19 protein-coding genes and 1 riboswitch are annotated in these 24,516 nt (G+C 67.6%); of the genes, 11 read left to right on the top strand and 8 right to left on the bottom strand.

All coding sequences use genetic code 11. The annotated features are described in order from the left end of the window. Window positions 1-106: 106 nt before the first annotated feature. Together secA and AC5P8Z_RS16965 are read left to right on the top strand one after the other, a co-directional pair. On the top strand, window positions 107-2,839 hold the full coding sequence (secA, locus tag AC5P8Z_RS16970) for a preprotein translocase subunit SecA (RefSeq protein WP_495229570.1): 2,733 nt from the start codon (window positions 107-109) through the stop codon (window positions 2,837-2,839). Between the two features lie 101 nt (window positions 2,840-2,940). Beyond that, on the top strand, window positions 2,941-3,897 hold the full coding sequence (locus tag AC5P8Z_RS16965; RefSeq protein ID WP_495229569.1) for a Nudix family hydrolase: 957 nt from the start codon (window positions 2,941-2,943) through the stop codon (window positions 3,895-3,897). 95 nt (window positions 3,898-3,992) lie between these two features. Here the strand turns inward: AC5P8Z_RS16965 and AC5P8Z_RS16960 are convergent, their stop codons facing one another. Together AC5P8Z_RS16960 and metF are read right to left on the bottom strand one after the other, a co-directional pair. Continuing rightward, window positions 3,993-4,589 carry a DUF4124 domain-containing protein gene (locus AC5P8Z_RS16960; RefSeq protein ID WP_495229568.1) on the bottom strand — a complete coding sequence of 199 codons (597 nt, stop codon included), beginning with the start codon at window positions 4,587-4,589 and terminating at the stop codon, window positions 3,993-3,995. A 40-nt stretch (window positions 4,590-4,629) separates the two neighbouring features. Beyond that, window positions 4,630-5,457, bottom strand: coding sequence for a methylenetetrahydrofolate reductase [NAD(P)H] (metF, locus tag AC5P8Z_RS16955; RefSeq protein WP_197619763.1), 828 nt, complete (start codon window positions 5,455-5,457; stop codon window positions 4,630-4,632). 203 nt (window positions 5,458-5,660) lie between these two features. Here metF and AC5P8Z_RS16950 point away from each other — a divergent pair, with 203 nt between their 5' ends. From AC5P8Z_RS16950 to AC5P8Z_RS16940, 3 genes are read left to right on the top strand one after another with little or no spacing between them, the layout of a single operon-like run. Beyond that, window positions 5,661-6,587 carry an alpha/beta fold hydrolase gene (locus AC5P8Z_RS16950; protein WP_295569343.1) on the top strand — a complete coding sequence of 309 codons (927 nt, stop codon included), beginning with the start codon at window positions 5,661-5,663 and terminating at the stop codon, window positions 6,585-6,587. A 36-nt stretch (window positions 6,588-6,623) separates the two neighbouring features. After that, the gene (locus AC5P8Z_RS16945; protein WP_495229567.1) at window positions 6,624-7,673 is read left to right on the top strand and encodes a sensor histidine kinase; all 1,050 of its coding nucleotides are present in this window, start codon (window positions 6,624-6,626) and stop codon (window positions 7,671-7,673) included. Further along, window positions 7,670-8,401 carry a LytR/AlgR family response regulator transcription factor gene (locus AC5P8Z_RS16940; protein WP_495229566.1) on the top strand — a complete coding sequence of 244 codons (732 nt, stop codon included), beginning with the start codon at window positions 7,670-7,672 and terminating at the stop codon, window positions 8,399-8,401. The genes AC5P8Z_RS16945 and AC5P8Z_RS16940 overlap by 4 nt, the downstream gene beginning before the upstream one ends. A gap of 6 nt (window positions 8,402-8,407) precedes the next feature. On the opposite strand, the gene AC5P8Z_RS16935 is transcribed toward AC5P8Z_RS16940, so the two are convergent. Continuing rightward, window positions 8,408-9,925, bottom strand: a complete 1,518-nt coding sequence (locus AC5P8Z_RS16935; protein WP_495229565.1) for an amidohydrolase family protein — start codon at window positions 9,923-9,925, stop codon at window positions 8,408-8,410. 136 nt (window positions 9,926-10,061) lie between these two features. Between AC5P8Z_RS16935 and AC5P8Z_RS16930 the strand changes: the two genes are divergently transcribed. After that, entirely contained in the window at window positions 10,062-10,619 is a 558-nt protein-coding gene (locus tag AC5P8Z_RS16930; protein WP_286070971.1) for a DUF3228 family protein, read from the top strand. Between the two features lie 90 nt (window positions 10,620-10,709). Then, the gene (locus tag AC5P8Z_RS16925; protein ID WP_286070972.1) at window positions 10,710-11,342 is read left to right on the top strand and encodes an energy transducer TonB; all 633 of its coding nucleotides are present in this window, start codon (window positions 10,710-10,712) and stop codon (window positions 11,340-11,342) included. Here the strand turns inward: AC5P8Z_RS16925 and AC5P8Z_RS16920 are convergent. The 3 genes from AC5P8Z_RS16920 to ahcY form a co-directional block, all read right to left on the bottom strand. Further along, window positions 11,339-11,842: a hypothetical protein gene (locus AC5P8Z_RS16920; RefSeq protein ID WP_495229564.1), complete on the bottom strand. Its 504-nt coding sequence runs from the start codon at window positions 11,840-11,842 to the stop codon at window positions 11,339-11,341. The genes AC5P8Z_RS16925 and AC5P8Z_RS16920 overlap by 4 nt on opposite strands. Then, on the bottom strand, window positions 11,842-12,315 hold the full coding sequence (gene ybaK, locus AC5P8Z_RS16915; RefSeq protein ID WP_286070974.1) for a Cys-tRNA(Pro) deacylase: 474 nt from the start codon (window positions 12,313-12,315) through the stop codon (window positions 11,842-11,844). The genes AC5P8Z_RS16920 and ybaK overlap by 1 nt, the downstream gene beginning before the upstream one ends. Window positions 12,316-12,499: 184 nt before the next feature. Further along, complete coding sequence (gene ahcY, locus AC5P8Z_RS16910; protein ID WP_286070975.1) at window positions 12,500-13,945, bottom strand: adenosylhomocysteinase; 1,446 nt, start codon at window positions 13,943-13,945, stop codon at window positions 12,500-12,502. Window positions 13,946-13,981: 36 nt separating this feature from the next. Beyond that, window positions 13,982-14,065: riboswitch (S-adenosyl-L-homocysteine riboswitch) on the bottom strand. Between the two features lie 119 nt (window positions 14,066-14,184). Between ahcY and AC5P8Z_RS16905 the strand changes: the two genes are divergently transcribed. Further along, window positions 14,185-16,701 carry a S9 family peptidase gene (locus tag AC5P8Z_RS16905; RefSeq protein ID WP_286070976.1) on the top strand — a complete coding sequence of 839 codons (2,517 nt, stop codon included), beginning with the start codon at window positions 14,185-14,187 and terminating at the stop codon, window positions 16,699-16,701. Between the two features lie 236 nt (window positions 16,702-16,937). Continuing rightward, complete coding sequence (ppc, locus tag AC5P8Z_RS16900) at window positions 16,938-19,649, top strand: phosphoenolpyruvate carboxylase (RefSeq protein ID WP_286070977.1); 2,712 nt, start codon at window positions 16,938-16,940, stop codon at window positions 19,647-19,649. 67 nt (window positions 19,650-19,716) lie between these two features. On the opposite strand, the gene AC5P8Z_RS16895 is transcribed toward ppc, so the two are convergent. Both AC5P8Z_RS16895 and metK read right to left on the bottom strand, forming a co-directional pair. Beyond that, window positions 19,717-20,223: an acyl-CoA thioesterase gene (locus AC5P8Z_RS16895; protein ID WP_495229563.1), complete on the bottom strand. Its 507-nt coding sequence runs from the start codon at window positions 20,221-20,223 to the stop codon at window positions 19,717-19,719. Window positions 20,224-20,363: 140 nt separating this feature from the next. After that, window positions 20,364-21,575, bottom strand: coding sequence for a methionine adenosyltransferase (gene metK / locus AC5P8Z_RS16890; protein WP_079220656.1), 1,212 nt, complete (start codon window positions 21,573-21,575; stop codon window positions 20,364-20,366). Window positions 21,576-21,908: 333 nt separating this feature from the next. On the opposite strand from metK, the gene olsF reads away from it, so the two are divergent. Together olsF and AC5P8Z_RS16880 are read left to right on the top strand one after the other, a co-directional pair. After that, entirely contained in the window at window positions 21,909-23,624 is a 1,716-nt protein-coding gene (gene olsF, locus AC5P8Z_RS16885) for a bifunctional ornithine lipid synthase OlsF (RefSeq protein ID WP_286070978.1), read from the top strand. Further along, window positions 23,621-24,421: a UDP-2,3-diacylglucosamine diphosphatase gene (locus tag AC5P8Z_RS16880; RefSeq protein ID WP_005415316.1), complete on the top strand. Its 801-nt coding sequence runs from the start codon at window positions 23,621-23,623 to the stop codon at window positions 24,419-24,421. The genes olsF and AC5P8Z_RS16880 overlap by 4 nt, the downstream gene beginning before the upstream one ends. Window positions 24,422-24,516: the final 95 nt, after the last annotated feature.

Here is a 24,516-nt window from a genome sequence, read left to right as displayed (position 1 = left end):
CAATGGGTGTTGCCATCGACAGGGCGCCAGGCGCCCTGTTTCGTTTGCGGCGGACGGATCCCAAGGGGGAGGCCGGGCGTCGTGTCCATCCAACCCGGTTCCTTCAATGATCAACAGCCTGCTTACCCGCGTATTTGGCAGTCGTAACGAACGACAGCTGCGCCAGCTCAACCGCATCGTCGCCAAGATCAATGCGCTGGAGCCGGAGATCGAGAAGCTTTCCGACGAGCAGCTTCAGGCCAAGACGCCGGAGTTCAAGCAGCGCATCGCTGGCGGTGAAGCCCTGGACAAGGTGCTGCCGGAAGCGTTCGCGGTCTGCCGCGAAGCCGGCCGCCGCGTGCTGGGCATGCGCCACTATGACGTGCAGCTGATCGGCGGCATGGTGCTTCACCTGGGCAAGATCGCAGAAATGCGCACCGGTGAAGGCAAGACCCTGGTGGCGACCCTGCCGGTGTACCTCAACGCGCTGGAAGGCAAGGGCGTGCACGTGGTCACCGTGAACGACTACCTGGCCCGCCGCGACGCCGCGCAGATGGGCAAGCTGTACAACTGGCTGGGCCTGAGCGTGGGCGTGGTGTACCCGGGCATGCCGCACAGCGACAAGCGCGAAGCCTATGCCGCCGACATCACCTACGGCACCAACAACGAATTCGGTTTCGACTACCTGCGCGACAACATGGCGCTGTCCAAGGCCGACCGCTACCAGCGCGGCCTGCACTACGCCATCGTCGACGAAGTCGACTCCATCCTGATCGACGAAGCGCGCACCCCGCTGATCATCTCCGGCCCGGCCGACGATTCCCCGGAGCTGTACATCCGCGTCAACCGTGTCGTGCCGCACCTGGTCAAGCAGGAAGTGGAAGACGGCGAAGGCGACTTCTGGGTCGATGAGAAGGGCAAGCAGGTGCACCTGTCCGAAGCGGGCATGGGGCACGCCGAGCAGCTGCTGGTCGAAGCCGGCATTCTCGATGGCGAGACCGAAGGCCTGTACGCGGCACAGAACCTGACCGTGGTCCACCACCTCAATGCCGCACTGCGCGCTCACGCCATCTACCAGCGTGACGTGGACTACATCGTGCGCGACGGCGAAGTGGTCATCGTCGACGAATTCACCGGCCGTACCCTGGCCGGCCGCCGCTGGTCCGACGGCCTGCACCAGGCGGTGGAAGCGAAGGAAGGCGTGCCGGTCCAGCGCGAGAACCAGACGCTGGCCAGCATCACCTTCCAGAACCTGTTCCGCATGTACAAGAAGCTGTCCGGCATGACCGGTACGGCCGATACCGAAGCGTTCGAGTTCCAGAGCATCTACGGCCTGGAAGTGGTGGTGATCCCGACCAACCGCCCAACCATCCGCAAGGACAGCCCGGACCAGGTGTTCCTCAACCGCAAGGGCAAGTTCAATGCGGTGCTGGCCGACATCGAAGAGTGCGCCAAGCGCGGCCAGCCGGTGCTGGTGGGTACCACCTCGATCGAAACCTCGGAAATGCTGTCCGAGCACCTGCGCAAGGCGGGCGTGAAGCACGAAGTGCTCAACGCCAAGCAGCATGATCGCGAAGCGACCATCGTCGCCAATGCCGGTCGTCCGGCAGCCGTGACCATCGCCACCAACATGGCCGGTCGTGGTACCGACATCGTGCTGGGCGGTTCGCTGGAAGCGGAAATCCACGAGCTGGGCGAAGGCGCGACCGACGAGCAGAAGGCGGCGGTCAAGGCCGAATGGCAGAAGCGCCATGACGCGGTGAAGGCTGCGGGCGGCCTGCACATCGTCGGCACCGAGCGCCACGAGTCCCGCCGTATCGACAACCAGCTGCGTGGCCGTTCGGGCCGCCAGGGTGACCCGGGTTCGTCCCGCTTCTACCTGTCGCTGGAAGACAACCTGATGCGCATCTTCGCCTCCGACTGGGTGCAGAAGGCCATGCGCATGATGGGCATGAAGGAAGACGACGTCATCGAGGACCGCCTGGTCAGCCGCCAGATCGAGAAGGCGCAGCGCAAGGTCGAGGCCCACAACTTCGACATCCGCAAGAACCTGCTGGACTTCGACGACGTCAACAACGACCAGCGCAAGGTGATCTACGCCCAGCGCGACGAGCTGCTGGATGCCGAGTCGGTGAAGGCCAACGTCGATGGCATCCGCGACGACGTGATCTTCGATGTGGTCGCCCGTTTCGTGCCGCCGAACTCGATCGACGAGCAGTGGGACCTGCGTGGCCTGGAGGCGACCCTGGAGTCGGACTTCGGCCTGCAGATGTCGCTGACCGACCTGGTCAAGGAACACGAGGAACTGGACGCCGAAGCCATCGCCGCCAAGGTGCAGGAACGAGTGAACCAGCACTTCGCCGAGAAGGAAGCCGGCGTGGGCGAAGAGACCATGCGCGCGCTGGAGAAGCACGTGATGCTGACCGTGCTGGACCAGAGCTGGAAGGAGCACCTGGCCCGCATGGACTACCTGCGCCAGGGCATCTACCTGCGTGGTTATGCGCAGAAGCAGCCGAAGCAGGAATACAAGAAGGAAGCCTTCGAGCTGTTCTCGGACATGCTGGAAAACGTCAAGCGCGAAGTGGTGACCCTGCTGTCGCGCGTGCGCATCCGCAGCGACGAGGAAGTGCAGGCGCTGGAAGCGGCCGAACGCCAGCAGGTGGAAGCTCGCCTGAGCCAGTCGCAGTTCCAGCACCAGGACGCCGGCAGCTACAGCGCCGACGAGGAAGCGGCGCAGGTGGAGGCCGAGCGCCAGGGTGTGGCACAGCTGCAGCGCGATGAGCCGAAGATCGGTCGCAATGATCCCTGCCCGTGCGGCAGTGGCAAGAAGTACAAGCACTGCCACGGCCAGCTGAGCTGATCCCGAAGAGCCCCGCGAAAGCGGGGCTTTTCCTTTGCGGCGCCTGATTCTGGCCGGATCCGCGATTGCGCGGGTCGCCCTGTTCTGGGCATGCTTCCCCCATGCCTTCCCCGACCCGATCGATCCATGTCGTGGCCGCCGTCATCACCGACGCGCGTGGCCGCGTCCTGCTCAACCGCCGAACCGAGAACCGCGACATGGCCGGCCTGTGGGAGTTCCCGGGCGGCAAGCGCGAATCCGGGGAGACCTCCGAGCAGGCGCTGGTGCGCGAGCTGCGCGAGGAACTGGGCATCGAGGCCGATGTCGGCGAGTGGCTGATGGACGTGCCGCAGCGTTACCCGGACAAGCACCTGACCCTGGAGGTGCGCCACGTGCGCAGCTGGAAGGGGACCCCGCGCGGACGCGAAGGACAGGCGATCACCTGGGTGGCGCCGGACAAGCTGGGCCGCTATTCGATGCCACCGGCCGATCTGCCGGTAGTGGCCGCCCTGCGCCAGCCCGACCGCTACCTGATCACCCCCGCGCCGGCCGACGATGATGGCGGCGTGCAGCACTGGCACGCGCAGCTGCAGCGCGCGGTAGCGAGCGGCCAGCAGCGCATCCAGCTGCGCCTGCCGCCGGGGCATCCACAGCGGCAGGCGATGGTCGAGCAGGCCGTGCGTGCGCATCGCCGCAGCGGCGTGCAATGGCTGCTCAACCGCGATATCGAACTGGCACGCGCACTGGGCGTGGGCGTGCACCTGGGCAGCGAGCAGTTGCTGGAGCTGTCGCAGCGTCCACTCCCCGAAGGACAGCTGGTGGCCGCATCCTGCCACGACCTGCCGCAGCTGCAGGCCGCACAGCAGCTGGGCTGCGACTTCGCCGTGCTCGGCCCGGTGCAGGCCACGGACAGTCATCCGGATGCCGTGCCGCTGGGATGGGATGCCTTCGCCGAGCTGCGTGCGCAGGTGTCACTGCCGATCTACGCCCTGGGTGGCATGGGTCGCGGCCACATCACCGAAGCGCGCCGCCACGGCGGGCAGGGCATCGCGGCCATTCGCGGGTTGTGGCCGGAGTGATGCCAGGGTCGGATCCCCGCAACGCGGGGCTCTGACCCCCGCTGGAACCCGGGGTCAGGGCCCATTCCGTTGGAACGGGATCCGACCCCTCCCGATCACAACGTGATCCAGAAACACCCGTACTGCCGCCGCAGCCCGAGCACCGTCGAGGCGCGCGCCACGCTGCCCGGCAGGGTCTGCTCCAGGCGCAGGCCGACTGGATGCCGCGCCGCTGGCGGCTCAGGGTCGGATCCCTGCGCGGCAGGGCTCTGACCCTCGTCCTGCAGAACGTCCTGATCGTGCCGCGGATACACCGGCACCACGTCCACCAGCGGTCGCCGTGCCAGCGATTCCAGCTGGCCAAGGATGCGCTGCGCCCCCGCGTCCGACACCGCACCCCACAGGTACAGCGAAGAGAGCCGGTTCACATCGTTGCTGAGGATGCCGTTGCGCAATGCGTCCACGAGCTCGCTCAGCCGGCGTGGGCAGCGCGCACCCAATGTGTCGCGCGGTGCAGTGTTGCCGGCGGGGGCGGGGGCGGGGGCGGGGGGCGGCAGCCGCGACCGGGCACCCACGCTGTCGCAGGGACGGTCGGTGTAGACGCTCTGGCCCTGCGCATCGGTGCAGCGGTTCAGGCGCGGGGACTGCGCATTGGCAACAGGGGCCATCGCGCACAGCGGCAACAGCACCAGCAGGAGGGAAAGGCGGATCATCCAGAAAGGGTAGCGCCGATCAGGTCCGCAGGGCGTGCTTTCAGCCCTGCAGCAGTTTCAGCACCGAGGTGGTCGGCTTGGCCAGGTTCAAGGTATAGAAATGCAGGCCGGGTGCGCCGCCTTCGATCAGGCGCTGGCACAGCCTGGCCACCACTTCAGTGCCGAACGCACGCACCGATTCGGCGTCATCGCCGTAGGCCTGCATCTTGCGGCTGATCCAGCGCGGAATCTCCGCGCCGCACTGTTCGGAGAAGCGGCGCAGCTGGCTGAAGTTGGCGATCGGCATGATGCCCGGCGTGATCGGCACCTGCACACCGAGCCGGCGCACTTCATCGACGAAGTGGAAGTAGGCATCCGGGTTGAAGAAATACTGGGTGATCGCCGCGTCGGCACCGGCATCGATCTTGGCCTTGAAGTGCTTCAGGTCGGCCAGCGCATCGCTCGCCTGCGGGTGCGTCTCCGGATACGCACCCACTTCGATGTGGAACGCATCGCCATGCTCGGCGCGGATGAAGGCGATCAGCTCGGCGGCATAGCGCATGTCGCCGGGGAAGCCCATGCCCGAGGGCAGGTCACCGCGCAGTGCGACCAGGCGACGGCAGCCGATGGCGCGGTACAGCTTGAGCAGCTCGCGGATCTCCTGGCGGGTGCCGCCCACGCACGACAGGTGCGGCGCCGCGTCGAACCCGTGGTGCTGGTTGAGGTGGCGTACCGTCTCGGAGGTATAGCTCAGGGTCGAGCCACCGGCACCGAAGGTGCACGACACGTATTGCGGATCGTAGTCCTTCAGCTTGGCCGCGGCACGGTCCAGCTGGCTGCGCTGTTCGTCGGTCTTGGGCGGATAGAACTCGAAGCTGATGGCGGTCATGGCGCGGGCGGCGGCGGCAGGTGCGAAGCAGTATATCGCTTCATCAAGATGGATGTTTGACGGCTGCGTGAGGGTCCGTCAACCCCGAGCCGCGACCGTTCGCCGCGCCGTGCGGCCGCTGCTCCGGAATCGCAACCGGCACGCCTCGGCCCGGCCCACGCTGCTCCCATCCCGGCAACATCCACCCGACGAAGGAGCAGACGATGAAGATCTTCCTGGCACTCTGGTACGCACTGAAGGCGCTGGCCCGGCTGGCGATGATCGGCATGGCGATGGCCGTGCTTGGCTCCGGTCCGGCCCATGCGGCGGCCGCCACACGCACCGGCAAGGTGCAGGTCGAGGTGGTCGGCAAGGGCCGCCCGCTGCTGATGATCCCCGGCCTCAACAGCAGCGCCGAGGTCTGGCGCGAGACCTGCCTGGCGCTGAAGGACGTGCAGTGCCACCTGGTGCAGCTGCCGGGCTTTGCCGGCGCTGCGCCCGCCGATCCGCGCCCGGCCGACTTCCTGCCGGCGATGCGCGGGCAGCTGCTGGCCTACCTGCATGACCAGCAGCTGGGCCCGGTGGTGGTGATCGGCCACAGCCTGGGCGGCCTGCTGGGCCTGCAGATGGCGCAGGCCGAGCCGAAGGCGGTCAGCGCGCTGGTGGTGGTTGATGCATTGCCGTTCCTGCCGGCGGCGCGTGACCCGAACGCCACCGAAGACAGCGTGCGGCCGATGGCCGACCAGCTGCGCAAGGGCATGCTCGCCGCCGACGCCGCGCAGTGGCAGGCGCAGCTGAAAGCCGGCCTGCCGGGCATGACCCGTGATCCGCAGCGCCAGGCCGAGCTGGGCCGCTGGGGCGAGAGCAGTGACCGACAGACCACCGCCGACGCCATGCACGGGGTGATGACCGCCGACCTGCGTGACAGCATCGCCTCCATCAGCGCACCGACGCTGGTGCTGGGCAGCTGGGCCGGTTACCAGCCGATGGGCGGTACCGAAGAAAGCACCCGCGCGGTGTTCCAGGCGCAGTACGCGAAACTGCAGGGCCTGCAGATCGCGATGAGCGCGCAGGGGTTCCACTTCCTGATGTGGGATGATCCGCGCTGGCTGCAGCAGCAGGTGCAGCGTTTCCTCGCCGCGCACCCCTGACCCTTGTCTGTCCTCCTGCCACCGCCGAGAGTCCGCATGGACGCCACCACCTCATCGCGCCGCTTCTGGACCCTCAATGCACTGGCATGGGCGGGTTATGCGATGTACGGGCTGTGGGCGGGGATGCGGATCGGCGGCGGCGTGGTGTTCAGCGGCATCGTGTTGATCACTGTCAGCGTGGCCGCCTGCCTGTGGCTGTGCAGCGGCATGCTGCGCGCGGTGGCGCTGCGCCAGCGCTGGTGGGAGGGGAGCCTGGGCAGCCTGGTGCTGAAACTGGCCGCCGGTGTGGTGGCCGGTGCCAGCGTCGCACAGGCGATGACGGCGGCGCTGCTGCTGCCGGCGCTGGCACTGGGCTGGGTGCAGCTGCCCGGCGGCCACGCGGATTACCGGTGGTCTTCGCTGCTGGTGTACTGGATGAACACCGCGCTGTTCCTGCTGATGTGGACCGGCCTGTGGGCCGGCCTGCACGGCCTGCGCCGGGCGCGCCACAGTGAACTGGCCCGCCTGCGTGCCGAAGCCGAACGCAGCGCACTGGAGCGCGATGCACTGCGCGCACGGCTCAACCCGCACTTCATGTTCAACGCGCTGAACAACCTGCGCGCGCTGATCCTGGAAGACCCCGAGCGCGCCCGCGACATGGTCACACGCCTGTCGCGCACGCTGCGCCAGGCGCTGGCGCACAACCGCAGTGAGCAGGTCACGCTGGCCGAAGAACTGGCGGTGGTGGACGACTATCTGGCGATCGAGGCCATCCACTTCGAGCAGCGCCTGCAGGTAGCCCGGCGCATCGATGCTGACGCTCTGCAGGCGCAGTTGCCAGCGATGGCGCTGCAGCTGCTGGTGGAGAATGCGATCAAGCACGGCATTGCCAGCCGCGTCGGTGGTGGCGAGGTGCAGATCCAGGCCACGCTGGATGGCGATGTATTGCGACTGCGGGTGGACAACCCGCTGGGCAACGCCATCGAGCCTGCCGACGGGCATGGCGTCGGCCTGGCCTACCTGCGTGCGCAGCTCGGTTCGCGCGGCCGTTTCACCCTGCAGCCGGTCGACGACCGCATGCAGGCTCTGCTGGAGATTCCGCAATGAGTGCCATGCTGCGTGTGTTGATCGTTGATGATGCTCGGCTGGCGCGGCAGGAGCTGCGTACGCTGTTGTCGGTGCTGCCATGGGTGCAGTGCGTGGGTGAGGCCGACGATGTGCCTGCCGCACGCGAGGCGATCGCCACGCTGGCGCCGGACCTGGTGCTGCTGGACGTGCAGATGCCTTCCGGCAGTGGTTTCGATGTGCTGGACGGCCTGGAAACGGTGCCGGCGGTGGTGTTCGTCACCGCTTACGACACCTATGCCGTGCGCGCGTTCCAGGCCAACGCGCTGGACTACCTGGTGAAGCCGGTGGAGGCGCCGCGGTTGCTGGAGTCGCTGGAGCGGGCACGTCAGCGCGAAGTGGTTTCAGCCGAGGCGCCGGAGTCGCGCAGCGCGCTGGGCGCGCAGGACCAGGTATTCGTGCGCGAGGGCGAACGCTGCTGGTTCGTCGCCGTCTCGGAGATCCGCCGGCTGGTGGTGGACGGCAACTACACGCGGCTGTGGTTCCGTGACCAGAACGCCTTGCTGACCCGCAGCCTGAGCGCGCTGGAAGCACGCCTGCCGCAGGATCTGTTCTTCCGTGCCAACCGCAATACCCTGGTCAACCTGCGCCGCATCCGTGGCGTGACGCCCAGCATCGGCGATGGTTACGACCTGACGCTGGACGACGGCAGCGAGGTGGATGTGTCGCGGCGGCAGGCGCGGGAACTGCGCGAGCGCATGGCGTTGTAGGGACCGCTATAGTTCGGCGCTGACGGGGCTGGTGATGAAGCCCCAGAGCAGGCGCGCCATCACCGCGGGTGAGCGTGCCTGTGAACGTGCATGCGCCAGTAGAGCATCCAGCCGCGGGCGATCGTAGAGGTGGCCGGCCAGCAGCACCGCGTGGATGCGGCGGGTGTTTGCGGTGTCCTGCAGCGGGTCGCCGTCGAGGAGCACCAGATCGGCAGCCTTGCCGACCTCGACGCTGCCATGGGACGCCTGCAGGTCCAGGTGACGCGCGGCCTGCAGGGTAGCGGCACGCAGTACATCGGCCTGGCTCAGCCCGGCGTGCCGCAACCACTGTAGTTCATCGTGGTAGCGGAAGCCGCCCGGCCCGGTATCGGTGCCGACCAGCACGGTGACGCCCGCACGATGCGCGGCACCGGTAAGCGCCAGGCCATGGGCGAAATAGGCCTTCAACGCGTCTTCGCCACGCAGCCCGGGGTAACGCGCCACCGTTGCCTTCAGATCATCGCGCCACGCCCAGCGCGAGAGCGGATCCAGATTGGCCAGGCGCGGGTCGTTGATGAAGGCGGGGTCGCGCGCGCGCGCATCTTCTTCCCGGGTGACGTGGGTCGGCACGAATGCTGCGCCGCTGGCCTGCATCAGGCCAAAGGCTTCTTTGCACAGCGCGTAATGATGACCACTGACCATGCGTTCGGCCAGAGCCGTCGGGTCTTCGCCGCCGAGTGTGCCGCCACGCCAGGCCGCTGCGTTGTCGAAGCAATGCCGTACGAACAGGTGGGCGTGTTCGAAGCTGCGCTGCCCCACCTGCAGGGCCTCTTCCAGCCGCACCGCCCTGGGCAGGTGTCCAACCAGTGGACGGTGCAGCTGCCGTGCCTCGGTGGCCAGCCGCTGGTAGGTATCCGCACGCAGCCTGTTGTAGACCTTCAACGCGTCGACGCCACGGGCGCTGTACGCGTGCGCCCGCAATGCGGCATCCTCTGGCGAGATTGATGGATCCTCGAAGTAGAAGCTGGCGATCTGCACGAAGCGTGGTGCGACCTGTTGCCCAGCGATGGCCTGTGCCGTCCAGTGGCGCTTGTCAGCCACGCAGGCGATCAGCGGGTCGGTAGCCTGCGGGCAGTCCATCATGTCGCGGGTGCCGGTGATGCCATTGGCCAGCATCAGTGGGAACTGCAGTTGCGGTGACAGCTGCAGCGCATGGGTATGCATGTCCCAGAAACCCGGCACCAGCCAGCGGCCACCGGCATCGAGGATGGGCAGCGTGGTGTCCACCGCGCCTTCGCCGATGGTCGTGATCGTGCCGTCGCGCACGGTCACAGTGGTGGGTTCGCTGGCCTGGCCACGCGCGACGTCCACCACCCGCACGTTGACGAGCACGCGGCTGCTGCCCGTTTCGGGTAGCGGTGGAGCCGACAGTGGCCAGACCAGAGCGGTGGCGAACAGCAATGGCGGCGCCAGCAGGAGGATGGCCAGTACGATCGGCCACCGCCGACGGCAGGCGAAACGGGGCAACCCGCGTGCTGCATCCATGAGCCGGCCATCCTGGTAATGGGTCGTCCGCAGGATGCTGCAAGCTGGACGCGGGCGCCAGTGACCATCGGCATCCGGCCCGGCCTGCCTCCGGGGCGGTTACCCTGTGCGGTGGAATCCCTGATCACGCCCTGCCATGTCCATCGTCCTCACCGATTTCGCCCGTCCCCGCCTGTTCCCACGCGTGCCACGCGGCAACACCATCCAGGACTGCACTGCCGAGCAGTTCGAGGCACACCTCAATGCGCACGCGCCACTGAAGGTGCTCGATGGCTACGCGCCGTTCTGCAAGCTGTTCGTCTACGACAACTGGACCAGCACGCGCTGCCTGACGGTGCCGATCACCGAGGCCAACCGCCACCAGCTGCGCAGTGGCTATGAGGCGCGCAATCGTGACGAGCTGCCGGTGCTGGTGCGCTGGTTCGAAGGCGTGGAGTCCCCGCGTGCGAACTATCTGGTGGTGATCCTGTACAGCGCCGAGCAGCTGGCGAAGGAAGGTTCACCGATCGAGGCCGATTGGGGCATTGTCGGCTGCATCTACACCGCGGAACCGGAAGAGGTGCCGATGGCGCCGATCACGATGATGCGCAACGCACTGGGCGTAGAGGAGGGCGGGTCCGGCGTGCCGCTGGATCGCGAGGCTTACCGGCGCTCGGTGGCGTTCTGGGAGAACAACGCCAACTGGCGGCCCTGAGCCCACGCTGTGGCCGGACAGCCGGCATGCGAAGAGGGTAACGGCAGTGGAGCGCTACCATGGCGGTGAATCAACGCAGGGAGCACAGGGATGGATGTTCGACATTGGATGCTGTTCGCATGGGTCGCCGCAGGCCTGCTGGCCGCATGTGAAAGCTCGGCAGCAAAGTACGATGCAGGCGCAGCCTGTGGGTCCCTGTCCGACGTGACGCAGATCCGCGACGCGGGCGTGGGTTCACTGCAGGCGCAGGCAACCTCGGGGCGTTGCACGTTCCATGTGGAAGCGGATGACGCAGCAGCGCTTTCGCGTCAGCAGTCGTTGCTCCAGAGCGTGTCGGCGATCGCCTGTGGTGCGCCAGCCACCACCCGGCCTTCGCAAGGGGCTGCGGGCTTCGACCTGCAGATGCCTGCGCGTTGCCCACTCTCTTCCAGCACGCCGTTGATTGCACGGGAAGGAGGCTGGCACCAGCGGCGGCTCTCGTCGGTCCCGATGTATCCTGCGGCCGCCATGCGCGAAGCCCAGGAGGGCGTTGTCGAGCTGATGCTGCTGCTGGATGCACAGGGCAAGACCCAGGCGATCATCCTGTCCCGGTCCAGTGCGTACCCACTGCTCGATGCGGCGGCGCTCAAGCACGCGCGTGACTGGCGTTATGAGCGTGAAGCGGCGGACAAGGCGCCAAACATGAGCCTGATACGCGGAACGGTCACGTTCAAGCTCAACTAGGGCGTCTGCAGGGCGGGCTCGGCCTTCCACTCCCACCAGCGGTAGTGGTACTCGCGCTCGGTCGCGCTCCATGGCTGCGCGCAGCAGGTGCACGTCAGCCGGTAGCATTCGCCCCAGCCGTCCTCCGCTTCGCCCCGTGCACGCAGCTGCACGTGACCTTGTTCCAGCAGCGGCTCGGGGTTGAAGAACACGTAGGAAGGGTAGAGCGCACACAGGCAGCCTTCGCGCGCCTGCCAGTGGCGCAGCCGTTGCAGGGCCGCCTTGAGGTGAGCCTGGTTGCTGATCAGCATGCCGCCAAGGGCGACGCCCTGGCAACTGCGTTCAATCGTATCCACATGCGCGCTCAACGCCTCCAGGGATGCGGGAGTGAACAATCGGGCGACGGTGCGTGCGGCATCGGTGATGCGCGTTGCGTCGCGCGACAACAGGTCCTGCAGCAGCACATCGGCCTGTGCATCGTCGAGCCGGGGAATCGGTGCTGCGGACCACGGCCAGCGCATCAACGTGCCTTGCCGATGGCAGCGTAGTGGCCGGTTGTCAGCCGCAGCAGGTCAGCCGGCGCCAGTTCCACTTCCAGGCCGCGGCGACCGGCGCTGACATGCAGCGCGGGCAATGCCTGCGCACTGGCGTCCAGGAAGGTGCGCAGGCGCTTCTTCTGCCCCAGTGGGCTGATGCCGCCGACCAGGTAGCCGGTCGCGCGCTGCGCTGCGTCGGCGGCGGCCATCTCGCACTTCTTGCAGCCGGCCGCTTCGGCCAAGGCCTTCAGGTCCAGCTGGCCGGCCACCGGTACGATCGCCACCAGCAGTTCGTGTGCCTCGGTGCTGGCCAGCAGGGTCTTGAACACCTGGGCCGGGTCGAGGCCGAGCTTGTCGACGGCTTCGCCGCCATACGATTCGGCGTGGGCGTCGTGCACGTAGCTGCGCACGGTGTGGGCGATCTTCTCGCGCTTGAGCAGGTTGATCGCCGGGGTCATGGGGGCATCGTAGCGCGTGCTGGGCGCGTTGCCTTGACCGAGGCTACTGGCCCCCACTCTGGTGGATGCGTGATGTTCGGCCGTGCGCAAACGCAGAACGGGCACCCGAAGGCGCCCGTTCTGTCTGCATCCGTTGCTGGGGGCAGAGCCCTTTCCTGCGGAAAGGGATCCGACCCGGGCACGATCAGTAGCGGTAGTGGTCCGGCTTGAACGGGCCTTCCACCGGCACGCCGATGTAGTCGGCCTGTTCCTGGGTCAGGGTGGTCAGCTTCACGCCGATCTTCTCCAGGTGCAGGCGCGCCACTTCCTCGTCCAGCTTCTTCGGCAGCAGGTAGACCTTCTTCTCGTAGCTGTCCTTGTTCGCCCACAGGTCGATCTGTGCCAGGGTCTGGTTGGCGAAGCTGTTGGACATCACGAAGCTCGGGTGGCCGGTGGCGCAGCCCAGGTTCACCAGGCGGCCTTCGGCCAGCAGGAAGATCGCGTTGCCGTTCGGGAAGATGTACTTGTCCACCTGCGGCTTGATGTTGACGTGCTTCACGCCCGGGAACGCGACCAGCGCATCGACCTGGATCTCGTTGTCGAAGTGGCCGATGTTGCAGACGATGGCCTGGTCCTTCATCGCGCTCAGGTGCTCGATGCGGATGATGTCCTTGTTGCCGGTGGTGGTGACGTACAGGTCGGCACGGCCCAGGGTCGATTCGATGGTGTTGACTTCATAGCCTTCCATCGCCGCCTGCAGGGCGCAGATCGGGTCGATCTCGGTGACGATCACGCGCGCACCGTAGGCACGCAGCGAGGCGGCGCAGCCCTTGCCCACGTCGCCGTAGCCGCAGACCACGGCAACCTTGCCGGCCAGCATCACGTCCATCGCGCGCTTCAGGCCATCGGCCAGCGACTCGCGGCAGCCATACAGGTTGTCGAACTTGCTCTTGGTGACCGAGTCGTTGACGTTGATTGCCGGGATCAGCAGGGTGCCGGCCTGGGCCAGCTGGTACAGGCGGTGCACGCCGGTGGTGGTCTCCTCGGAGACGCCCTTCCAGTCCTTGACCACGCGGCCCCAGTAACCCGGGCGCTCCTTGGCGACGCGCTTGAGCAGGTTCTTGATGACCTGTTCTTCGTGCGAGGACGAGGCGGTGTTGACCCAGTCGCTGCCGTTTTCCAGCTCGTAGCCTTTGTGGATCAGCAGGGTGACGTCACCGCCGTCGTCCACCACCAGCTCCGGGCCGGTCAGGGTGCCGTCAGCCAGGGTGAAGGTCAGCGCGTCCAAGGTGCAGTCCCAGTACTCTTCCAGGGTCTCGCCCTTCCAGGCGAACACCGGGGTACCGGTGGCGGCGATGGCGGCGGCAGCGTGGTCCTGGGTCGAGAAGATGTTGCACGAGGCCCAGCGCACGTCGGCGCCGATGTCCTTCAGGGTCTCGATGAGGACCGCGGTCTGGATGGTCATGTGCAGCGAACCGGTCACGCGTACGCCCTTCAGCGGCAGGCTGGCGGCATGCTTGCGGCGGATCGACATCAGGCCCGGCATTTCGTGCTCGGCGATGTCCAGTTCCTTGCGGCCCCAGTCGGCCAGCGTGATATCGCGGATCTTGTAATCACCTTCGGTGGAGAAGGTCTTGGCAACAGCATTCATTCGTGTGCTCCGGTTGTGGACGAGCGGGTGCTCGCATCTAGCCGGGCGCCGTTGTTACAAAGCCACCTTACCGAGCCTGGCCGGGCCTCGTGGGATCCGGTCGCAGCGCCCCTCGGCAGGGGAGAACCCCCAGTATATCGCGGCCCCGGCATGGCGTCGGATGACCCAACCATCGGCAGATGGGATCGCGTGCACAGACTGTTAATGTCGGTGTTTTCACGCATCACACAGGTGGAACGATGAGCATGCACGCGCGCCGCACACGGCGCTGGACCGGCCTGGTCCTGTCGATGGGACTGCTGGCGGTGGCTCCGCTGGCCTGGGCGGCCGCGCCGCAGCCCGTGGCCGCACAGGCCCAGGGCGTCACCGGCTATGAACTGCCCTCGGCCGCGCTGCAGGCGGTGGTTGACGCCCCGCGTGCGCCCTCGTTGTACCTGTCGCCACGCCGCGACGTGGCCGCGATGATGCAGATGCCGTCGCTGCCGTCGATCCAGGTGGTGGCGCAGCCGGAACTGAAGCTGGCCGGCCTGCGCATCAACCCGCGAACGTTCTCCGACAGCCGCTTCAGCTTCGGCGAGAAGCTGTGGCTGATGAACGTGGCCGACGGCAAGGAACGGCAGATCAGCGGACTGCCCGCCAAGCTGTGGATCGCCAGTCTGATGTGGTCGCCGGACCAGAAATGGCTGGCTTTCAACCAGGTCGACGCCGCCAGTGGCGCCAATGAACTGTGGCTGGTGGACGTGGCCGGTGGCAGTGCCCGTCGCCTGGCTGCCGGCCTGAACACGGTGATCGGCAGCGGCTACCAGTGGCTGCCGGACAGCCGCGGCCTGGTGGTGTTCACCCGCCCGGCCAACCTCGGTGCGGCCCCGGCCGCCGACGGCATTCCGACCGGTCCGGCCGTGCAGCAGACCAGCCAGGGCGGCGGCGTCGTGTCGATCCGTACCTACCAGGACCTGCTGAAGAACGAAGCTGACGCCCGCCAGTTCGATTACTACGCCACCACCCAGCCGATGGAAGTCGGCCTGGACGGCAGCACCCGCGCGATCGGCGCGGCCGGCATCTTCATGGGCTTCTCGGTGTCGCCCGATGGCCGCTTCGTGCTGCGCCAGCCGGTGCAGCGCCCGTATTCCTATGTGGTGCCGGTGAGCAGTTTCCCGCGCCGCATCGAAGTGATCGACCGTACCAGCGGCAAGCTGGTGCATACCGTGGCCGTGCGCCCGCTGGTGGAAGGCCTGCCAACCGGCAACGACGCCGAAGTGACCGGCGTGCGCGATATCAGCTGGCGGGGTGATGCCGATGCCACCCTGGTCTGGGCCGAGGCACAGGACGGTGGTGATCCGAACCGGGAGGCCAAGGTACGCGATGCGGTGCTGATGCAGGCCGCGCCGTTCGACAAGCCGCCGGTGACCCTGGCCCAGCTCGGCAGCCGTCTGGTGGGCATCAACTGGGGCCGTGGCGACCTGGCCCTGCTGACCGAGTCGTGGTGGAAGACGCGCAAGACCAGGACCTGGCTGATTGCCCCGGACAATGCCGGTGCCGAGCCGCGCCTGCTGTGGGATCGTGACGCGCAGGACCGCTATTCCGATCCGGGTCGGCCGCTGTTGTCCAGCGACGACCGCGGGCGTTCGCTGCTGCAGACCAGCCCGGATGGCGGCAGCCTGTACCTGGCCGGTGCCGGTGCTTCGCCGGAGGGCGACCGCCCGTTCGTGGACCGCTTCGACATTGCCAGTGGCAAGGCTACCCGCCTGTTCCACTCGCAGGCGCCCAACTACGCCGCGCCGGTGGCGCTGCTGGACGACCAGGGCAGCTCGCTGCTGCTGAGCCGTGAAAGCCCGGATGAGCCGGCCAACTTCTACGTGCAGTCGCTGGCCGATGCCGGTGCCGCACCGCGCGCGCTGACCCATTTCGCCCATCCGCTGCCGCAGCTGAAGGGCGTGCAGAAGGAGCAGATCCGCTACAAGCGCAAGGATGGCGTCGACCTGACCGCGACCCTGCTGCTGCCGCCGGGGTACGACCCGAAGCGCGACGGCCCGCGGCCGCTGCTGATGTGGGCCTACCCGGGCGAGTTCAAGAGCGCGGCGGCGGCCAGCCAGGTGACCGATTCGCCGTACCGCTTCAATGCGGTCAGCTACTGGGGCCCGCAGGCGTTCCTGGCCAAGGGCTATGTGGTGCTGGCCAGCCCGTCGATGCCGATCATCGGTGAGGGCGACAAGGAGCCGAACGACACCTACATCGAACAGCTGGTGGCCAACGCGCAGGCAGCGGTGGATGAAGTGGTACGTCGTGGCGTGACCGATCGCGAGCACATCGCCATCGGTGGCCATTCCTACGGTGCGTTCATGACCGCCAACCTGCTGGCGCATACCCGCCTGTTCAAGGCCGGCATCGCGCGCAGCGGTGCCTACAACCGCACGCTCACCCCGTTCGGTTTCCAGGCCGAGGAACGCAACTACTGGCAGGCGCAGGACGTCTACCAGAAGATGGCGCCGTTCAACTACGCCAACAGGATCAAGGATCCGATCCTCTTCATCCACGGCGTGGACGACAACAACTCCGGCACGTTCCCGATCCAGAGCGAGCGCATGTTCGCCGCGGTGAAGGGCCTGGGTGGCACCGCGCGGCTGGTGATGCTGCCGAACGAATCGCATGCCTACCGCGCACGCGAATCGATCATGACCATGCTGGCCGAGAGCGAGCGCTGGCTGGAGCAGACCATCGGCCCGGCCGAGCAGGGCAAGGCGAAGAAGAAGCGCTGATACCTGCATGAGGGCGGCCCCCGCAACGGGGCCGCCTGTGCGGCTGCGCTGCCGCCCGAGCATGGGCTCGGGCGCTACACGGTGTCACGCGCCACGACGCTTGTAGAGCCGAGCCCATGCTCGGCTGCGTCCGCCATGGATGCGTGCAGATGAAACCATTCTTGCGTCGCAGCATGGTGCGCAATCTGGTTTAGGCTTGGGGTCTGGATCCGTTGACCGAGGCCTGTGCGTCGCCGATGAACGAGTACCGCAGCAGCATCGAATTCGCTTCTCCCGATCTTCCGCTTCGCGATGACGTGCGCCGGCTTGGCGCGCTGGTCGGCGACCTGTTGGTGGAACAGGTTTCGGCCGCGTTTCTCGACGACGTCGAAGACGTGCGCACCCGCGCCATCGCCCGCCGCGAGAACCAGGCGCCCCTGTCCGAGCTGGCCGATGGCCTGGCCGGGCGCACGCCGCAGCAGGCCGAGACCATGGTGCGGGCGTTCAGCACCTACTTCCAGGTGGTCAACATCGCCGAGCGCGTGCATCGCATCCGCCGCCGCCGCGACTACCAGCGTGCCGGTACCGCAGGCGCACAGCCCGATGGCCTGCAGGATGCGCTGCAGCACCTGAAGGCGCAGGGCGTGGGCCTGGACGAGCTGGCGCGGTGGCTGCCGCGCATCGACATCGAACCGGTGTTCACCGCCCACCCGACCGAGGCGGTGCGCCGCGCGCTGCTGGAGAAAGAGCAGCTGATGGTGGCCAGCCTGGTCGACAACCTTGATGGCCAGCGCACGCCGGGGGAAGCTGCCGCCGATGCCGCGCGCTTCCGCATGGCGCTGACCGCGTCGTGGCAGACCACCGATTCCTCGCCGGTGCGGCCCACCGTGGATGACGAACGTGAGCACGTCGGTTTCTATCTGGTGCAGGTGCTGTACCGCGTGATTCCGGTGCTGTACGAATCGCTGCAGCAGGCACTGCGCGATACCTACGGCGAGGAGCTGCCGCTGCCGCGCCTGCTGCGTTTCGGCACGTGGGTAGGCGGCGACATGGATGGCAACCCGAACGTGGATGCGACCACCATCCGCAACACGCTGGATGCGCAGCGGCAGGCGGTGCTCGGGCGCTACCAGAAGGAACTGCTGCAGCTGGCCAGCCTGCTCAGCCAGTCCACTGAGCGGGTGGGCGTGAGTGATGCGCTGCAGGCGCGCGTGGCGCATTACCAGCAGCTGCTGCCGCAGGTGCAGTCGCGCCCACGCCATGCCGACATGCCGTACCGCCTGCTCAACGACCGCATGCGCGCGCGTCTGCAGGCCACGCTGGATGATGGCGAAGGCAACTATGCTGGCCCGGACGAGCTGATCGACGACCTGCAGCTGATCCTCGACAGCCTGCGCGCCAACCGTGGCGAGCACGCCGGTGGCTTTGCCGTGCAGCGCCTGCTGTGGCGGGTGAAGACGTTCGGCTTCCATCTGGCGCGGCTGGACGTGCGCCAGGAATCGAGCGTGCATGCGCGCGCGCTGGCCGCGGTGCTGGGCGGCGAGGAGGCCTGGCAGGCGCTGGATGCGCTGGGCCGCGCACGGCTGCTGGGCCCGCATGCCAGCGGCGAAGTACCGCTTCCCAAGGGCGATGACGAGGGCAACCAGCGGCTGGATGCGGTGTTCGCTGCACTGGCCGATGCGCGCACACGCCACGGTGGCGATGCGCTGGGCAGCTACATCATCTCGATGGCGCACGATCGCGGCGACGTGCTGGCCGTGCTGGCACTGGCGCGGCGCGGTGGTCTGGTCGATGCCGATGGCGGCGTGCCGCTCGACATCGCACCGCTGTTCGAAACCGTGGATGACCTCAAGCGCGGCACGGCGACCCTGCGCGACCTGCTGGCCGACCCGGTGTATCGCGCCCATCTGCGTGCGCGCGGGGACGTGCAGATGGTGATGCTGGGCTATTCGGACAGCAGCAAGGACGGCGGCATCGCCGCGTCGCGCTGGGGCCTGCAGCGCGCGCAGGTGGAACTGCTGGAAGTGGCGGCCGAGGCCGGCATCCGGCTGACCTTCTTCCATGGCCGTGGCGGTTCGATCAGCCGTGGCGGTGGCAAAACCACCCACGCGGTCGATGCGTCGCCGCGCGGCAGCATCGATGGCCGCCTGCGGGTGACCGAGCAGGGCGAGGTGATCCATCGCAAGTACGGCATCCGCGCGCTGGCGCTGCGCTCGCTGGAACAGGCCACCGGTGCAGTGCTGCGCGCCAGCCTGCGCCCGCGTGCCGCCGAGCCGCGCGAGGATGAGTGGCGGCCGGTGATGGACGCGGTGGCCTCGGCCAGCAGCGAGGTTTACCGTGGCTTCGTCGGCCAGTCGGGCTTCATGGATTACTTCCGCACGGCCACGCCGATCGACGTGATCGAGCGGATGACGCTGGGCTCGCGGCCATCGCGCCGGCTCGGCCAGGACGCGGCGCTGGGCAACCTGCGTGCGATTCCCTGGGTGTTCGCCTGGAGCCAGGCGCGGGCGGTGATTCCCGGCTGGTACGGTGTAGGCAGTGGCATGCAGGCGGCGGTTGATGCCGGCCACGAACAGACCCTGCGCGGGATGGCGCGTGACTGGCCGTTCTTCCGCACCTTCCTGGACGACATCGCGATGGTGCTGTCCAAGGGCGATATCACCATCGCCGAGCAGTTCTCGCGGTTGTCGGGCGACCTGCATGGGCGCTTCTTCCCGCAGGTGCAGCGCGAGCTGGAACTGACCCGGCACTGGCTGCTGGCGTTGATGGACCAGCAGACGCTGCTGGACCACGATGCGCGGCTGGCGCTGTCGATCCGCCTGCGCAATCCTTACGTCGATCCGATCAGCGTGCTGCAGGTGGATCTGTTGCAGCGCTGGCGGGCCAGCGGGCGCGAAGACGAGGACCTGCTGCGCGCGCTGGTGGCCTGCGTGAACGGTGTCTCGCAGGGCGTGCAGAACACCGGGTGATGCGTATCCGCCGGGTGTGGCCCGGCGCTACCTGCCTCGGTGGGTGCGGGGCATGCCCCGCACGCCCTCACTCCTCCGGCGACGGCGGATTCGACGCCAGCAGTTCCAGGTGCCGCTGCTCCATTTCCTGGCGCAGCTGGCGGCGGATCTGTGCGGCGGCCTGGCGGCGCTTCTCGTCGGACGTGGCCGGTTGCAAGGGCGGTACCGGCGTCGGCCGGCCTTCCTCGTCCACCGCCACCATCGTGAAGAAGCAGCTGTTGGCGTGGCGCACGCTGCGCTTGAGGATGTCCTCGGCCACCACCTTGATGCCGATCTCCATCGACGAGGTGCCCGTGTAGTTCACGGAGGCCAGGAAGGTGACCAGCTCGCCCACCGCGATCGGCTGGCGGAACATCACCTGGTCCACCGACAGGGTAACCACGTAGCTGCCCGCGTAGCGGCTGGCGCAGGCGTAGGCAACCTGGTCGAGCAGGCGCAGAATGGCGCCACCGTGGACCTTGCCGGAGAAATTGGCCATGTCCGGCGACATCAGCACGGTCATGGACAGCTGGTGGGTTTTCAGTTCGGTCGACATGCACCGATTGTATCGGCGTGGCGTAGCTCTTGTAGAGCCGAGCCCATGCTCGGCTTTCCTTCGCCTGCGCCAAGAGCAGCCGAGCATGGGCCCGGCTCTACAGAAAGCAGAAGGGCCGCGTGAGCGGCCCTTCGTGTTTCTTACTTCAGCTTCGCATCGGCGCGCAGGGCGGCGGCGCGGTCGGTCTTCTCCCAGGAGAAGGCCGTGGCGTTGACGGTCTCGCCTTCGCCGTTGAGGTAGCTGAACTCCTTCGGCTTGCGGCCGAAGTGACCGTAGGCCGCGGTCTGCTGGTACATCGGGTGCACCAGGTCCAGCATCTTGATGATGCCGTACGGGCGCAGGTCGAAGTGCTTGCGGATCAGCTTCTCGATCTTGTCGTCGCTGATCTTGCCGGTGCCGAAGGTGGTGACCGAGATCGAGGTCGGCTCAGCCACGCCGATGGCGTAGGAAACCTGCACTTCGCAACGGTCGGCCAGGCCGGCGGCAACCACGTTCTTGGCGACGTAGCGGGCCGCGTAGGCTGCCGAACGGTCGACCTTGGACGGGTCCTTGCCGGAGAAGGCGCCACCACCGTGACGGGCCCAGCCGCCGTAGGTGTCGACGATGATCTTGCGGCCGGTCAGGCCGCAGTCACCCACCGGGCCACCGATCTCGAACTTGCCGGTCGGGTTGATGTGGAACTTGGTGCCCTTGTGCAGCCACTTGGCCGGCAGCACCGGCTTGATGATTTCTTCGCGGACGGCCTCGATGAGGTCCTTCTGCTTGATGCCCGGGGCATGCTGGGTCGACAGGACCACGGCGTCGATCGCCGAAACCACACCGTTCTCATAGCGCAGGGTGACCTGGCTCTTGGCGTCCGGGCGCAGCCAGGACAGCGGCGAGTTGCGCTTCTTGCGGATCTTGGCCTGCTGTTCGACCAGACGGTGCGACAGGTGGATCGCAGCCGGCATGAAGCTGTCGGTCTCGTTGGTGGCGTAGCCGAACATCAGGCCCTGGTCGCCAGCGCCCATTTCTTCCGGCTTCTTGCGGTCCACGCCCTGGGCGATGTGCGGCGACTGCTTGCCGATCAGGTTCAGCACGCCGCAGGTGGCGCCGTCGAAGCCGACGTCGGAGCTGTCGTAGCCGATGTCCGTGATGACCTTGCGGGTCAGGGCTTCCAGGTCGATCCAGGCGCTGGTGGTGATTTCACCGGCGACGATGGCAACACCGGTCTTGACCATGGTCTCGCAGGCCACGCGGGCGCGCTGGTCCTGGGTCAGGATCGCGTCCAGCACCGCATCGGAGATCTGGTCGGCAACCTTGTCCGGATGGCCTTCGGAGACCGACTCGGAGGTGAAGAGATAGCTGGACATCAGGCGGTATATCCCTTGATTCGGATGGAAAGATGGGCGCGCATCATACACGGGGTGCGCCGCCTGTGCATTGTGAACCGGTACCGGTTGCCGGTGGTTAAGCCCGTGTAGGCCCGGCAGGGGCCGTCCTGCCGGGATTGGGGCCCAGCCTCGACGCCCAGTGTTCCACCAGCGTGACGACGAGCCAGGCTGCCGACCGGCCTGGAATGCGCAGGCGTCAGGGCCGCATGGCCTGGCGGCCGTCATCGTTCTGTCCAGAAACCGCCATCGGGCTGCCGCCTGCCGGGCGCAGGCTGTCGGCCAATCCGGCCGCCGGGCATGAGTGGATCCGCCATGCAGGAACTTGAACAGCGCCTCCAGCAACGCTTTCCCGATTGGTTCCATGGCCGCCGTGGCCAGCTGGCGCGGCCGCTGCTGCGCAGCGTCGGTCGCTGGTCGCGGTTGGACCAGATCGAAGCTTTCCTGCAGCGCAGTGCAGGGTTGCGCGGATTCGGCTTCGTCGCCGCCGCCCTGGAGTTCATCGATGGCCAGTACCAGGTGGACCCGGCCGCGCTGGCGAAGATCCCGGCCACCGGCCGCCTGCTGATCGTCGCCAACCACCCGTCCGGGGCGCTGGATGCGCTGGCCCTGCTGGACGCGGTTGGTCGCATCCGACGCGATGTGCGGATCGTGGCCAACGATCTGTTGGGGGCGATCGCGCCCTTGCAGGATCTGCTGCTGCCGGTGCGCATCCTTGGCGGCAAGGCGCAGCGCGGCAGCCTGCATGCGGTCGAGGAGGCGCTGGCGGCCGAGCAGTGCGTGATCGTGTTCCCGGCCGGCGAGGTCTCGCGCCTCTCGTTGCGCGGCATCCGCGACGGTCGCTGGCAGCGCGGATTCGTGCGCTTTGCCCGTGCCGCGGGCGCGCCGGTGCTGCCCGTGCGGGTGGAAGCGCGCAACTCGGCGCTGTTCTACGGTGCCTCCACCCTGTTCAAGCCGGCCGGCACCGCGCTGTTGGCGCGCGAGATGTTCACCCGCCGTGGCCGCCCGCTGCGCCTGAGCATCGGTGAGCCGATGCAGCTGGGCAAGGGCGGCGACCCCGGTGCCCAGCTGCTGGCCGTGCGCCGCGCCTTGTATGCGCTGGGCCGTAACGGTGCGGCGGGCGATGCCGCTGCCATTGCAGGGCCCGAACCGCTGGCGTCCCCGGTGCCGCCTTCCCAGGTCGCCGTCGGCGTCGCTGCCGCCACCCAGCTGGGCCAGACCGCCGATGGCAAGCAGATCCTGCTGGCCACCTGCAGCGCCGATTCGCCGCTGCTGCTGGAGCTGGGCCGCCTGCGGGAACTGACCTTCCGCCAGGTAGGCGAGGGCACCGGGCGCAGCCGCGACCTGGACGATTACGATCCGCAGTACGAACACATCGTGATCTGGGACGCGGCCGCGCAGCGCATCGCCGGCGCCTACCGGATCATGCGCGGCGCCCAGGCACTGGCCCGGCACGGCCTGTCCGGCCTCTACAGTGCGTCGTTGTTCCGCTATTCCGACGACGCCATCACCCACATCGCCGAAGGCCTGGAACTGGGCCGCAGCTTCGTGGTGCCTGATTACTGGGGCAGCCGCAGCCTGGATTACCTGTGGCAGGGCATCGGTGCCTACCTGCAGTGCCGGCCGGGCATCCGCTACCTGTTCGGCGCGGTGTCGATCAGTGCGGCGCTGCCGCGCGATGCGCGCGAGCAGCTGGTGGCGTACTACCAGCGCTACTACAGCGGCACCGCCGGCCTGGCCGAATCGAACCGGCCGTTCCAGTACTTCGCCGCACCGCCCAGTTTCGGTGAGCTGGACGCAGGCGCCGCGTTCGACGTGCTCAAGGCCAACCTGGCTGCGCTCGGTACCGGCGTACCCACGCTGTACCGCCAGTACACCGATCTGTGCGAACCGGGCGGCGCGCGTTTCCTCGCCTTCGGGGTGGATCCGGACTTCAGCGATTCGATCGACGGCCTGATCGAGGTGGACCTGTGTGCGATCCGGCCGAACAAGCGCAAACGTTACCTGCGCGAGGCGGGGACGCCGGCATGAGCACGCTGGCGAACCTGTCGCCGCACCGGCGCGCAGTGTTCGTCTCCGACGTGCACCTGGGATCACGTCACTGCCATGCAACCGAGCTGGCGCGCTTTCTCTCGCAGCTGCGCTGTGAACGGCTGTACCTGGTCGGCGACATCATCGACCTGTGGTGGATGGCGCACCGCCGTGCCAACTGGCGGCAGTCACACAGCGAGGTCATCCAGGCACTGCACGCATTGCGTCGCGCCGGCACCGAGATCATCTACATCCCCGGCAACCACGATGCATCGCTGCGCCAGGTGTGCGGGCTGATGCTGCCGGCGATGCAGGTGCGCCGCCGCGCCATCCACGTGACCGCCGATGGCCGCCGGCTGCTGGTCGCGCATGGCGACGACTATGACGGCGTGACCCACTTCGGCGGCCTGCAGGAAAAGTTCGGTGACTGGCTGTATTACCGCATCCTCACCGGCAACCAGGCATTGAACGCCGTGCGCCGCCAGCTTGGCATGCGCTACTGGTCGCTGTCGGAGTTCCTGAAGAAGCGCAGTGGTGCGGCTGAACGCTACATCGAGCGCTTCGTGCAGGCCGGCCTGGACGACGTGCGCCGGCGCGGCCTGGACGGCATCGTCTGCGGGCATATCCACCGCGCGGCGCTGGTCGAGCGCGATGGCCTGGTCTATGCCAACGATGGTGACTGGGTGGAAAGCCTGACCGCGCTGGTCGAAGACCACGACGGCGCGCTGCGTCTGCTGGACCACAACGGCCAGACGCTGGTGGAGCTGCCGGGCGCGCGCCTGTCGCAGGCGGCGTAACTCGCCCTTGGCCTCTTGCAGAGCCGAGCCCATGCTCGGCTGCGGTTATACGCAACGAAGAGCAGCCGAGCATGGGCTCGGCTCTACATGCACCG

Source organism: Stenotrophomonas sp. YJH_SMC_17, from assembly GCF_059371655.1.
This window is presented reverse-complemented; position numbering and strand designations above follow the sequence as displayed.